The organism is Caldovatus sediminis, from assembly GCF_014644455.1.
Classification (GTDB): domain Bacteria; phylum Pseudomonadota; class Alphaproteobacteria; order Acetobacterales; family Acetobacteraceae; genus Caldovatus; species Caldovatus sediminis.
Window position 1 is genome coordinate 83619 of sequence record NZ_BMKS01000012.1, and the last position, 12502, is coordinate 96120.

The 12502-nt window shown below is 73.8% G+C and carries 10 protein-coding genes; 7 read left to right on the top strand and 3 right to left on the bottom strand.

The features are described 5' to 3' along the window. Positions 1–14 precede the first annotated feature (14 nt). Genes IEX99_RS16915 through IEX99_RS16925 form a run of 3 tightly spaced genes read right to left on the bottom strand, consistent with a single transcriptional unit; the run spans position 15 to position 5121 of the window. The gene (locus IEX99_RS16915; RefSeq protein WP_188902447.1) at positions 15–1007 is read right to left on the bottom strand and encodes a carcinine hydrolase/isopenicillin-N N-acyltransferase family protein; all 993 of its coding nucleotides are present in this window, start codon (positions 1005–1007) and stop codon (positions 15–17) included. Beyond that, entirely contained in the window at positions 1004–4531 is a 3528-nt protein-coding gene (locus IEX99_RS16920) for an acyl-[ACP]--phospholipid O-acyltransferase (protein WP_188902449.1), read from the bottom strand. The genes IEX99_RS16915 and IEX99_RS16920 overlap by 4 nt, the downstream gene beginning before the upstream one ends. Beyond that, on the bottom strand, positions 4528–5121 hold the full coding sequence (locus IEX99_RS16925) for a TetR/AcrR family transcriptional regulator (RefSeq protein WP_188902451.1): 594 nt from the start codon (positions 5119–5121) through the stop codon (positions 4528–4530). The genes IEX99_RS16920 and IEX99_RS16925 overlap by 4 nt, the downstream gene beginning before the upstream one ends. A gap of 166 nt (positions 5122–5287) precedes the next feature. Between IEX99_RS16925 and IEX99_RS16930 the strand changes: the two genes are divergently transcribed. From IEX99_RS16930 to IEX99_RS16960, 7 genes are all read left to right on the top strand, one after another. After that, entirely contained in the window at positions 5288–5602 is a 315-nt protein-coding gene (locus IEX99_RS16930; protein ID WP_188902453.1) for a hypothetical protein, read from the top strand. A 275-nt stretch (positions 5603–5877) separates the two neighbouring features. Next, positions 5878–6303, top strand: a complete 426-nt coding sequence (locus tag IEX99_RS16935) for a rubrerythrin family protein (protein WP_188902455.1) — start codon at positions 5878–5880, stop codon at positions 6301–6303. A 111-nt stretch (positions 6304–6414) separates the two neighbouring features. Then, positions 6415–7788, top strand: coding sequence for a heterodisulfide reductase-related iron-sulfur binding cluster (locus tag IEX99_RS16940; RefSeq protein ID WP_188902458.1), 1374 nt, complete (start codon positions 6415–6417; stop codon positions 7786–7788). After that, complete coding sequence (locus IEX99_RS16945) at positions 7785–8387, top strand: DUF3501 family protein (RefSeq protein WP_188902459.1); 603 nt, start codon at positions 7785–7787, stop codon at positions 8385–8387. The genes IEX99_RS16940 and IEX99_RS16945 overlap by 4 nt, the downstream gene beginning before the upstream one ends. A gap of 92 nt (positions 8388–8479) precedes the next feature. After that, positions 8480–9889, top strand: a complete 1410-nt coding sequence (locus IEX99_RS16950; protein ID WP_188902461.1) for an amidohydrolase family protein — start codon at positions 8480–8482, stop codon at positions 9887–9889. A 57-nt stretch (positions 9890–9946) separates the two neighbouring features. Continuing rightward, positions 9947–11536, top strand: a complete 1590-nt coding sequence (locus IEX99_RS16955; protein ID WP_188902463.1) for an ABC transporter substrate-binding protein — start codon at positions 9947–9949, stop codon at positions 11534–11536. A 66-nt stretch (positions 11537–11602) separates the two neighbouring features. Then, positions 11603–12493: a polysaccharide deacetylase family protein gene (locus IEX99_RS16960; protein ID WP_188902465.1), complete on the top strand. Its 891-nt coding sequence runs from the start codon at positions 11603–11605 to the stop codon at positions 12491–12493. The last annotated feature ends 9 nt before the right edge of the window (positions 12494–12502 follow it).

Genomic DNA, 12502 nt, shown 5'->3' on the forward strand with positions numbered 1-12502 from the left:
CGCCGGGGGGCGCGCTACGGGTCGAGCCGCAGCGGCCGGGTCGCCGGCCCGTCGCGCTCGAAGCCCTGGAGGGCGAGCCGTCCGGTCGCGGGGTCGGCCACCGCGACGAGCCTGGTGTCGGCGTTGAGGATCGGCGGCGCCACCCAGGCGAGCGGCCAGGGATCGACGCCGGCGCGGAGCAGCGCCTCGACGGCGCGCAGCCGCGCCTCGCTGCCGCGGCCGCGCGGTGCGTCGCGGCGCGGCATGGTGACCCAATGGTTGGTGGCGGCGGCGACGGGCGCGGCGAGGCGGACCGCGGCCACTCCCGGCGTGCGCTCGATGACGCAGCCCTCCCCGGCCGCGCCGGCGAGGACGAAGAACGCGGCGGCGCAGACCGGCGTGTCGCGGAGGAAAGCGAGGGCGGCGGCGTAGTCCGGCGCCTCGTCGAAGGCGCGGCGTAGCAGGTGCGCGGGCGGCAGCGCGCGCGAACGCCAGAAGGCCGGCCGCGCGGCGATCCAGTCCGCGACCGGGCCGAGGCCGGTGCCCGGCAGGGGCGGCTGGTTGATCGCCGCCGCGAAGCGCCCCGGGGCGAGGCCGGTGACGCAGCCGACGAAGCCGGGCCAGCCGAGGTCGAGCCATTCCCCGGCCGGCCCGCGCCGGCGCAGCACGGCGAGGCCGCGGCCGAGGCCATCGAGCTGCCAGTCGAGCACGCGCAGCAACGGGCCGCCGGCGACCAGGCCAGTGGTGCAGGCCCACTCGTAGCTGAGGTTCAGCGCATAGGCGCCGGGCGCGCCCAGGCGGCGGGCCACGGCGGCGATCTCGGGGAGGTAGGGGTTGGCATTGCGGCGCAGCCAGCGGCGCGAGAGCACGTCGCCGAGGGCGAGCCCGGGCCGGGTGTAGCGGCGGCGCGCGGCGGCGAGGAGCAGCTCGACCTGCCTCGGCAGAGCCTCGACCGCGGCCAGGGCGCCGCCCGCGCGTGCGTCCACCACCGGGACGGGCGGGAGGGGCGCCGCGGAGGCGGTCGTCATCGCGGCCCCGGCGCGCCCGCCGGGGCGGCCCACAGCTCGGCGAGCAGCCGCTGCGCCGCCGGGTAGTCGACCTTGCCCGTTCCGAGCAGCGGCATCCGTTCGATCACCAGCAGTTCGCGCGGCACCAGCAGCTCCGGCACGCCGCGCTCGCGCGCGAGCGCCAGCATCGCGGCCACCGTGGCGTCGTGCCGCGTGGTCAGCAGCACCAGCCTTTCGCCCTTGCGCGGGTCGGGCAGCGGCAGGACGGCGTGCGCCGCGTCGGGCCACAGCGCCCCGGCCAGCGCTTCGGCCGCGGCCATCGAGACCATCTCCCCGCCGATCTTGGCGAAACGCTTGGCGCGCCCGCGGATGGTGACGAAGCCCTCGGCGTCCACCGAGACGATGTCGCCGGTGTCGTACCAGCCCCCGGGCGGGGGCTGCAGGACGCCCGGGGCCTCGACGCGCAGGTAGCCCAGCATGACGTTGGGGCCGCGCACCCAGAGCCGGCCGGCGCCATGGTCGTCGAGGCCGGGGACCGGCTCGATGCGGTGCTCGATGCCGGGGAGGAACAGGCCCACCGTGCCGGCGCGGTTGCGCTTCGGGGTGTTCACGCAGAGCACCGGTGCGGTCTCGGTCGCGCCGTAGCCCTCGAGCATGCCCTTGCCGAAGCGGTCGGCGTAGAGGCGGCGGGTCTCGTCGCGCAGCTTCTCCGCGCCGGCGAAGATCAGGCGCACCGCGCGGAAGTCGTAGGGATGCGCGTAGCGGGCCCAGCCGTTGAGGAAGGTGTCGGTGCCGAAGACGATGGTGGCGTCGCGGTCGTAGATCATCTCCGGCACCATCCGGTAGTGCAGCGGCGAGGGGTAGAGGAAGCTCGGCACGCCGTTGAGCAGCGGCAGCAGGGTCCCGCCGGTGAGGCCGAAGCTGTGGAACATGGGCAGCGCGTTGACCACGCGGTCGGCCGGGTTGAAGTCCAGCACCGCGGCGAGCTGGGCGCAGTTGGCGAGGATGTTGCGGTGGGAGAGGACCACGCCCTTCGGCGTGCCCTCCGAGCCCGAGGTGAACAGCACCACCGCCGGCGCGTCCGCCGCGACGCGGGCGCCGGGCAGGCGCCGCGCCAGGCGCGCGTCGAGCAGGCCGCGCAGCCGGGCGCCGAGGCCGATCGCGGCGCGGACGTCCTCGAGCCAGACGAAGCGCAGCCCGGCTTCCTCCATGCGCGCCACCGCCTGGCCGAGCTTGCCGCGCTCCACGAAACGGCGGGAGCAGAGCACGGTGCGGATCTCCGCGGCGCGGCAGGCGGCGAGCATGCCGTCGGCGCCGGCCGAGAAGTTCATCATGGCCGGCACCCGGCCGATGGCCTGGAGCGCGAAGAAGGTGACGGCCGTTCCCTTGGCGTTGGGCAGCATCACGCCGACCCGCTCGCCGGGCGCCGCGATCCCGGCCAGGCGTCGGCCCAGCACGGCGGCGCCCAGCACGACGCGGTCGAAGGACAGCGCGGCGAAGTCGGGGTCGTCGAGCACCTTGGCGCGGCCGCCGTGGATCGCGCGCGCGTCGAGCAGGGCGGCGAAGAGCGACCTGCCCGTCTCAGCGGTGCGGAAGGCCGCGTCGCTCATCACCGAGTCGAGCGCGTCCGACAGGGCGCGGCGGCGGGCGCGGCCGCGCACGCCCTCGGGCGCCGCGATCCTCACCGGGGGCAGGAAGGTGACGGTGACGCGCGGGAACCAGCGCCGGCGGAGCACGCCCTTGGTGTAGGCGAACTTGCTGTACTGCGGCCCATCGAGCCGCACCGGCAGGACCGGCGCGCCGGTCCGTTCGGCGAGCATGCCCGCGCCCTCGTATATCTTCATCAGGGCGCCGGTGCGGCTGACGCGGCCCTCGGGAAAGATGACGAGCTTGCGGCCGTCCTCGCGCACCGCCCGGACCATCGCCTTGAAGGCGAAGGGGCTGCTCGGGTCCACCTCGAAGGTCCGCACCAGGGCGAGGAAGGGGCGCGCCCACCACTTGCGGGCCATGAAGGTGTTGACGACGAAGCTCGGCCGGTCGGGCACCGCGGCGGCGATGAGCGCCCCGTCGGCGAGCGAGAGGTGGTTGGCGACGAGGATCGCGTTGTCGCCGGCGGCGCGGTAATGCTCGAGCCCGCGCACCTCGAAGCGGTGGAACAGGCGCAGGTAGAGGCGCAGCGCCGCGCGCACCGTCTCCTGCGGGATCGCGCCGGCGATGCGCAGCGCGACGCCGAGGTTGACCGCGGCGGCGATCAGCAGCACCCAGGGCGCGCCGACGCCCGCGGCGGCGAGCGCGGCGGCGGCGCCGGCCCCGGCCGCCATGCAGGCGGCGTTGGCGACGTTGTTGGCCGCGATCATCCGCGCCCGCAGTGCCGCCGGCGACCATTCCTGCACGATCGCGTAGAGCGGCACGGAGTAGAGGCCGCCGCAGGCGGCGACGAGGAACAGGTCGGCGAGCATGCGCCAGCCGGGCGGGGCGGCGAGCATGCCCTCCACCGTCGCCATGCGCGGGTCGCCGGCGGCGGAGAGGGCGGCGATGGCGAAGTCGGCGGTGAAGAGGGTGATGCCGAGCGCCGCCCAGGGCACGAGGCGCGGGCTGATCTCGCCCGCCAGGATGCGCGCGCAGGCGAGGGAGCCCGCGCCGACGCCAAGCGCGAAGACCGTGAGCAGCAGCGTCACCACCGCGCCGTCGGCGCCGAGCGTGTCCCTGGCGATCACCGGGAAGGCGGCGAGCAGGGTGGCGCCGATGGTCCAGAACCAGGACAGGGCGAGGATGGCGAGCCAGACCGGCCGGTTGCCGCGCGCCTCGCGGATCAGCGCCCAGGTCGCGCGCGGCAGGTGCCAGGCGAGCCGCAGGCCGGGATCGGCGGCCGGGGCGCGCGGCACGCCGAAGGCCGCGACGAGCCCCGCCGCCGCGACCGCGAGGCCCGCGGCGCTCACCACCGCGCCGCCGTCCTCGAACAGCATCAGCGCGCCGCCGGCGATCGTGCCGGCCAGGATGCCGAGGAAGGTGCCGGCCTCGATCAGGCCGTTGCCGGCGACCAACTCGTGCTCCTCCAGGTGGTCGGGGAGGATCGAGTACTTCAGCGGGCTGAAGAAGGTGGACTGCAGCCCGAGGCCGAACAGCACGGCCATCAGCAGCGCCATGCTGCCGGTGAGGAAGCCGAGCGCGGCGAGGCCCATCAGGCCGACTTCCCACAGCTTGGTCGCGCGGATCAGCCGCGCCTTCTCGCCGCGGTCGGCGACCTGGCCGGCGAGGGCGGAGAACAGCACGTAGGGCAGGATGAACACCGCGCCGGCGAGGGCGACGAGGACCGGCCCGCGCTCGCCCGCTTGGAAGAGCGCGAGCACGACGAGAGCGTTCTTGAACAGGTTGTCGTTGAGCGCGCCGAGCGTCTGCGCGACCAGCAGCGGCAGGAAGCGCCGCGTGCGCAGGAGGTGCGCGGGGCCCGTGGCCGGCGCCACGGGGGCGCCGGCGACGGCGAGGCGGGCAACGGCCGGGGCGGCGGCGCCAAGGGCTGCGGGCGCGGGCGAGGAGGCGGTCATCGGCGGGCACCCTCGTGTTGCGCGGCGGTCAGGCGCAGGCACAGCGCGACGATCTCGTCCGCCATCGCGTCGAGGCCGCGGGCGATGCGCCCGTAATGGGCGAAGGTCGCGGCCTGCACGACTACGCCGACGAGGGCGGCGGTGAGCAGGGCGGGATCGCCCGGCGGCAGCTCGCCCGCGGCGATCGCCGCGGCGACGGTCCGGTGCAGGACCTCGATCGGGTTGGCGTCCGGTTCAACGGGCGGGGCGGCGTGGAGGGCGCGGTGCTGGGAGAGTAGGAGGAATTCGAACAGGATCCGGTCCTCCGCGTGCAGAGCGCAGATGCGGCGGATCATGGCCTCGAGCCGCGCCAGGAAGGGGAGCGGGCGGGCCGCCGCTTCCGCGAGGGCGCGGCCGTAGGCGGCGTAGCCCTCGGCGAAGAGTTCCCCGATCAGCGCGGCGAGGGAGGGCCAGTGGGTGTAGAGGCTGGAGGGGGTGCATCCCGCCGCGGCGGCGATGTCGCGCACCGAGACGGCGTCCACGCCGCGGGCGACGAAGAGGGCAAGGGCCTCGCGACGGATGCGGGCGCGGGTGTCGGGGGCGTTTCGCATCGCGGCCCAGAAATGAACGAACGTTCGTTTATCGGGAACGCCTGCGCCGCGCAAGCAGTTCGGCGATCGGCCTTTCGTTCACGAAATCGTGATTCTATTACGCGAGCATGTCTCTCGAAGTTCCCGGTATGGTTGTAATCCGATAAGTTGATGATGGGAGGCCAGGATGCACGCCAGCCTCATCGCCGCGCTGCAGAGCGAGGAGCGCCAGCTCGTCACCGAACTCCGCGCGACCGTGACCTTCCGCAGGCTCGACGCGATCCGGCGCCTGATCGCCCTCTACGGCGGCGCCGAGGGCGCGCCGGCCGGGTCAGCCGCCGCCGCGGGGGCGGGCGCCGCCGGCCAGCCGCCGAGCACGGCGAATGCCGGCGACGTGCCCGCGCTGGACGAAGATCACGACGATCCCGGTCCGCGGGCAGTGAGGGAAGGCAACAAGGCGGTTTCCGTTGTGCGGGCGGCGCTGGCGGCGGTGACGAACTGAACCGTGCCGGCCCGGCGCTAGGGGGCGCGGGTCCGGACACAGGCCGCGCGGTCGGCAACGGGGTATGGGGGACCGATCGGGATATCGGCAGGGGACACACGGGGCGCTCACCGGCATTTCATCGAAACGTTCGATCAAACCGTTCGAAACTATCCATTAGCGAGCGAGCCGGGCCCATGGCATACGCTCGCAACGCGACGGGAGGGACCGGGCCGGGGGATGACGGCCCGGTCCCCGTCCTCCGTCGCGCGAACGGGACGGACAGAGAGGGAACGATGCCGGCGCTCAAGGGCAGCAAGACCGAAGAGAACCTGAAGTACGCCTTCGCGGGCGAGTCGCAGGCGAACCGCCGCTACCTCTACTTCGCCCAGAAGGCTGACGTGGAGGGCTACAACGACGTCGCCGCGGTGTTCCGCTCCACCGCCGAGGGCGAGACCGGCCACGCGCACGGGCACCTCGAGTTCCTCGAGTCCGTCGGCGATCCCGCGACCGGCCTGCCGATCGGCTCGACCGAGAAGAACCTCGCCGCGGCCGTCGCCGGCGAGACCCATGAGTACACCGACATGTATCCGGGCATGGCGCGCACCGCGCGCGAGGAAGGCTTCGAGGAGATCGCCGACTGGTTCGAGACGCTGGCGAAGGCCGAGCGCTCGCATGCCGGCCGGTTCCAGCGCGCGCTCGACGAGCTGAGGAAGGCCTGATCGCCGCGGCGGCGCGGCGCGCCCGAACCGGTTGGGGGGCGGCCGGCGCGGCCGGCGCCCCCCGTGATTCGTCCGCACACCCTCATCGGCACGACCGAGAAACGAGGAGCCATGCGCGAAGGCAGCCTCGAGGCGCCGGTGCGGCGCCCGCTCGCCTGGCGGGACCCGGACTTCACCGACCCCGCGAAGCTCGACGCCGAGATGCGGCGCGTGTTCGACATCTGCCACGGCTGCCGCCGCTGCTTCAACCTGTGCGACAGCTTCCCCCGCCTGTTCGACCTGATCGACGCGTCGCGGACGGGCGAGCTGGATTCGGTGGACAGCAAGGACTTCAAGCCGGTCGTGGACGCCTGCACGCTCTGCGACATGTGCTTCCTGACCAAGTGCCCCTACGTCCCGCCGCACGAATTCGACCTCGACTTCCCGCACCTGATGCTGCGCTACCGGGCGATGGAGGCGAAGACGAAGGGCGTGCCCTTCGCGGACCGGGAGCTGGCGAAGACGGACCGCAACGGGAAGCTCGGCACCCTCGCCGCGCCGCTGGCGAACTGGCTGACCGACCGCGGCAACGCGCGCGGCCGCGCGCTGCTCGAGAGCCGCGCCGGGCTGCACCGCGAGGCGGAGCTGCCGCGCTACGCGAGCAGGAGCCTCGCGGCGCGGGCGCGGAAGGAGGCGCCGGCGGTGAACCGCGAGGCGCCGGCCTTCGGGAAGCGCAAGGCGGTGCTCTACGCCACCTGCTTCGGCAACTACAACGACCCCGGGCCGGGCCTCGCCACCCGCGCCGTGCTGGCGCGCAACGGCGTCGAGACCGAGGTGCTGCATCCGCGCTGCTGCGGCATGCCGACGCTCGAGCAGGGGCTGATCGAGGAGGTCGCGGCGGCGGCGCGCGAAGTGGCCGCGGCGCTCCTGCCGTGGATCGAGAAGGGCTACGACGTCGTCGCGCTCGTCCCCTCCTGCGCGCTGATGCTGAAGTTCGAGTGGCCGCTGATCCTGCCCGAGGAGCAGGCGGTGAAGCGGCTGGCGGAGGCGACCTTCGACGTCGCCGAGTACGTCGTGGACATCGCCCGCAAGGAGGGGCTGGCGCCGGGCCTCAGGCCGATCGAGGGCGGCATGACCCTGCACATGGCCTGCCACGCGCGGGCGCAGAACATGGGGCAGAAGGCCGCGGAGATGCTGCGCCTGATCCCCGGCGCCGAGGTGCAGGTCATCGAGCGCTGCTCCGGCCACGGCGGCGCCTGGGGATTCAAGAAGGCCAATTTCGAGACCGCGCTGAAGGTCGGCCGCCCCGTCGCGCGCCAGGCGCGCGAGGCGGGGAAGGCCTATGTCACCTCCGAATGCCCGCTGGCCGGGGTGCACATCATGCAGGGGATCGAGCGGCTCGGCGGGGGCGAGAAGGCCGGGCCGGAGCTGGTCCGCCATCCGATCCAGCTCCTCGCCCGCGCCTACGGCCTCGACGGCACCGCGCAGGGAGGAACCGCGCCATGACGACGCAGCCCATCCGCCGCCACGAGCTGACCGCGGCCGACATCCTGCCGATGGCCGAATACGCCAAGGTGCGCGCCGCGGAGCGCCGGCGCATCGCCGCGCTCAAGCGCGACCGCCGCGTCGAGGTCGGGCCGCACGTGACCTTCTACTTCGAGAACTACGAGACCATGTGGCTGCAGGTCCACGAGATGGTCTGGATCGAGAAGGGCGGGCCGGAGCAGGTGCCCGACGAGCTCACCGCCTACAACCCGCTGATCCCGAAGGGGCGCGAGCTGGTCGCGACCTTCATGATCGAGATCGACGACCCGGTGCGGCGCAAGCGCGTCCTCGCCGGGCTCGGCGGCATCGAGGAGACGGCCTTCCTGACGGTCGGCGGCGAGACCATCGCCGGCGTGCCGGAGACCGACCAGGACCGCACCACGGCGGAGGGCAAGGCCTCCTCCGTCCAGTTCGTCCACTTCCCCTTCACCGAGGCGCAGGTCGCGGCGTTCCGCACGCCGGGGGCGCAGGTGGTGCTCGGGCTGCGGCACCCGAACTACAGCCACATGGCGGTGCTGCCCGAACGGGTGCGCGCGGCGCTGGCGGGGGATTTCGACTGATCCGGGCCCCCGGCGCCGCCGGCGGGCTGGCGCGTCGGGGGCGGAATCGTCCTAGGCTCGCTCCCCTCCGCTGCGGGAGGGAGGGGCGCGCCATGGCGATCGTCATCCACGGCACCACCATCGTCACCGGCGACGACGCCGGCACCATCCACCACGACGGCGCCATCGCCGTCGAGGGCAACCGGATCGCGGCGATCGGGCCGGGCGAGGCGCTCCGCGCGCGCTTCCCCGGCGCGGAACTGGTGGACGGCCGCGACCGGGCGGTGCTGCCCGGCTTCGCCAACATCCACACCCATCTCGGCATGACCCTCGCGCGCGGCGTGTTCGAGGACCTCTCGCCGCCGCACCTGCCGCCCTTCTGCGGCGGCCTCGCGCCGCTGCCGCTGCCGCGGCTCTCGGCGGAGGAGAACGCGGTGATGTGCCAGCTCGGCGCGCTGGAGGCGATCCGCAGCGGCACCACCGCCCTGCTCGAGGACGGCGCGGACATCGCGCACTACGCGCCGCAGATGGCGGACACCGGCCTGCGCATGCTGCTCGCCGAGCGCGCCTGGGACCGCGCCGGGGCCGGCATCGGCGATCCGGGACCCTTCGTCGCCGACGCGCGGCTCGGCGAGGCCGGGCTCGAGCGCATCGCGGCGCTGCACGCGCGCTGGCACGGCGCGGGCGAGGGGCGGATCACGGTCGGCGTCGCCGCCTGGGCGCCGGACATGTGCACGCCGGGGCTGCTGCGGAAGCTGCGCGACCTCCAGGAGAGGCTCGGCGCGATCTGCACGATCCACCTCAACCAGATCTGGGGCGAGGTGGCGGCGGTGCAGGCGCATCGCGGCGGGATGCTGCCGACCGAGTACCTGGCGAGCCTCGACTTCCTGCACGAGCGCCTGGTCGCGGCGCACTGCCGCTGCATGGAGCACCGCGAGGAGCGGCTGCTCGGCAGGGCGCGGGCCGCGGTCGCCTTCAACGCGGCGATCGCGGCGCGGCGCGGCCTGTCGCCGCGGATCTCGGTGCTGGAGGAGCTCGGCTGCACCATCGGCATGGGCTCGGACAACATGGCCGAGGACATGGTGGAGGTGACGCGCACCGGCCTCTTCATGGAGCGCGTGCGGCGCCGGGACGGGCGCCGGCCGACGCCCGAGGAGGCGCTGCGCTGGGCGACGCGCAACGGCTACCGCGCGATGGGCATCGCGGAGGGCGGCTGGCTGGCGCCGGGGAACCTCGCCGACCTGATCGTGATCCGCACCGACCGGCCGCACCTGGTGCCGCGGCTGCGCATCGTCTCCGACTTCGTCCACCAGGGCCAGGCGTCCGACGTGGAGTCCGTGATGGTGGACGGGCGCTGGATCATGCGCGACGGCCGGGTGCTGACCATGGACGAGGCGGCGATCGTCCGCGAGGCCGACCGCATCGCGCGCCGCGCCTGGGCGCGGCTCTTCGCCGAGCGGCCGGAGCTCGCGGCGCCGCCCGGCTTCGCGCCCCCGCCGGCCGCCTGGGCACGCGGGCGTTGAACCCGCCGCGCGGCGGGGCCTATGCTCGCCCGTTGCAGCGCGGGGAGGCGGGTTCCGATGGGCATCCGGCGAAGGACTCTGCTGCAGGGGGCGGCCGCCGCCCCGGCGCTCCTGTCCCGGGCGACGCGCGAGGCGGCGGCGCAGGAGGGGCGCAAGGTCGTCCGCTCCGTGCCGATCGGCGACCTCCGCGCCCTCGATCCGATCTGGACGACGGCGTACATCACGCGCAACCACGGATATCTGGTCTGGGACACGCTGTTCGCGCTCGATGCGCAGAACCGGCCGCAGCCGCAGATGGTCGGCGGCTGGGAGACGAGCGGCGACGGGCTGACCTGGACCTTCCAGCTCCGCCCCGGGCTGATGTGGCACGACGACACGCCGGTGCGCGCCGCGGACTGCGTCGCCTCGATCCGGCGCTGGGGCGCGCGCGACGGCATGGGGCGCGCGCTGATGGCGGTGACGGACTCGCTGGAGGCGGCGGACGAGCGCACCTTCCGGCTGAGGCTGAAGCAGCGCGTCGGGTTCGTGCTCGACGCGCTCGGCAAGATCGACAGCAGCGTGCCGTTCATGATGCCGGAGCGGCTCGCGCGCACCGACCCGAACCAGGCGGTCACCGAGGCCGTCGGCTCCGGTCCCTTCCGGTTCGTGCGCGAGGAATGGGTGCCGGGCGTGAAGGTCGTGTACGAGAAGTTCCGGCGCTACGTGCCGCGCGACGAGCCGGCGAGCCAGGCGGCGGGCGGCAAGGTGGCGAGGATAGACCGCGTGGAGTCGCTCTACACGCCGGACGCGGCGACGGCGATGAACGGGCTGCTCACCGGCGAGTTCGACCTGCTGGAATCGCCCGCGCCCGACCTGGTGGCGCGGATGCGCCGCGCGCCCGACGTGGTGGTGGTGCCGAACGACCCGCTCGGCTACATCCTGTTCTGCGTGATCAACCACCTCCACCCGCCCTTCGACAGGGTCGAGGCGCGGCGGGCGCTGATGGCGGCGGTGAAGCAGTCGGACTTCATGGCGGGGACGGTGGGGGAGGGGACGCCCTGGCGCGAATGCGCCGCCGTGTTCGGCTGCCGGCCGGACGAGCCGCCGCAGTTCGACACGCTCGGCTGGGAACCGCACGATCCGGCGAAAGGGGCGGCGATGCTGCGCGCCGCGGGCTACGACGGGCGGCCGATCGTCGTGCTCGATCCGGCGGACAACGCAACGCTGCACCCGGGGGCGCTGCTGATCGCCGAGGCGCTGCGGAAGATCGGCGCGGCCGTGGACCTCCAGGCGATGGACTGGAGCGCGCTGGTGCAGCGCCGCAACTCGCGCGCGGCGCCGGGGCAGGGCGGGTGGAACGTCTTCGTCACCAACGCGACGATCACCGGCATCGCCAACCCGCTGCTCAACACCTTCGTCCGGCACTGCGAGGAGGGCTGGTTCGGCTGGCCCTGCGACCGCCGCGTGGGCGAGCTGACGCGCGCCTGGACCTTCGAGACGGATCCCGGGGAGCGCCAGCGGATCCTGAAGCGGCTCGAGAAGGTGCATGTCGAGACGGTGACGCAGATCCCGCTCGGCCAGTACCGCAGCGTGATCGCGCACCGGCGCGCGCTGCGCGGCTTGCTGCCCGGGCCGGCGCTGTTCTACTGGAACATCGAGAAGGGGTGAGGTCGCCGGCGGGGGCATCCCGCTCCCCCGCCCTCGCCGGAACCGCAGGGGCTCGCGCACGCCGTGATGACAGCAGCCGACACGCTCGATCGCGAGATCGAGGATCTCGTCAGGGTCGCCCGCGACCACGTCGCCCGCCACGAGCCCATCACCGACCTGCGCTGGCCCGACGGCGTGCGCATTGCGGTCAACTTCACCGCCGATTTCGACGCCATGCTGCTGCGCCGGCTGCTCAACGAGCCGCCGATGCAGCTCGCCAAGGGCGAGTTCGGCGGCCGTGTCGGCATCTGGCGGCTGATCGAGCTGTTCGACGCCCATGGCGTGAAGGCGACCTTCTTCACGCCGGGGCGGATCGCCGAGCTCTACCCGGACTCGCTCAGGGCCGCCGCGCGCAGCGGCCACGAGGTGGCGGACCACATGTGGGAGCACCACGTCCCGAAGGATCCGGCGCTGGAGCACGACCACCTGCGCAAGACGATGGCGGCGCTGGAATCCGTCACCGGCCGGCGCCCCTACGGCACGCGGAGCTGGCACACCCAGGCGCTGCTGGTCGGGGAGGGGTTCCTCTACAACTCGCACGGCCACGCGAGCCACCGGCCGTACTACATCTGGGACGCCGAGCGGCGCAGCCGGATGCTCAACCTGCCGTTCCACTACAGCATCGACGACGCGATGTACTACAGCTTCGCCTGGCTCGGCAGCGCCAACCCGGCGCAGCGCCTCAGCGACACCGACCGGGTCGAGGAGCTGTGGTGGAACGCCTTCTGGCAGCAGTACCAGCAGGAGGGCGGCTACCTGAACATCTGCCTGCACCCCTTCGTCTCCGGCCGCGCGCTGCGCATCGCCATGCTGGAGCGGCTGATCCAGCGGATGAAGCGCCTGCCCGGGGTGTGGTTCCCGACCTGCGAGGAGGTGGCGCGGCACTGCCTCGCCAACCACCCGCCGCGCGCGGCGTGAGCGGAGAGG

Coding starts and splice junctions, on each gene's coding strand:
- IEX99_RS16915 (WP_188902447.1), bottom strand. CDS start 1,007: ATGACGACCGCCTCCGCGGCGCCCCTCCCGCCCGTCCCGGTGGTGGAC.
- IEX99_RS16920 (WP_188902449.1), bottom strand. CDS start 4,531: ATGACCGCCTCCTCGCCCGCGCCCGCAGCCCTTGGCGCCGCCGCCCCG.
- IEX99_RS16925 (WP_188902451.1), bottom strand. CDS start 5,121: ATGCGAAACGCCCCCGACACCCGCGCCCGCATCCGTCGCGAGGCCCTT.
- IEX99_RS16930 (WP_188902453.1), top strand. CDS start 5,288: ATGCACGCCAGCCTCATCGCCGCGCTGCAGAGCGAGGAGCGCCAGCTC.
- IEX99_RS16935 (WP_188902455.1), top strand. CDS start 5,878: ATGCCGGCGCTCAAGGGCAGCAAGACCGAAGAGAACCTGAAGTACGCC.
- IEX99_RS16940 (WP_188902458.1), top strand. CDS start 6,415: ATGCGCGAAGGCAGCCTCGAGGCGCCGGTGCGGCGCCCGCTCGCCTGG.
- IEX99_RS16945 (WP_188902459.1), top strand. CDS start 7,785: ATGACGACGCAGCCCATCCGCCGCCACGAGCTGACCGCGGCCGACATC.
- IEX99_RS16950 (WP_188902461.1), top strand. CDS start 8,480: ATGGCGATCGTCATCCACGGCACCACCATCGTCACCGGCGACGACGCC.
- IEX99_RS16955 (WP_188902463.1), top strand. CDS start 9,947: ATGGGCATCCGGCGAAGGACTCTGCTGCAGGGGGCGGCCGCCGCCCCG.
- IEX99_RS16960 (WP_188902465.1), top strand. CDS start 11,603: ATGACAGCAGCCGACACGCTCGATCGCGAGATCGAGGATCTCGTCAGG.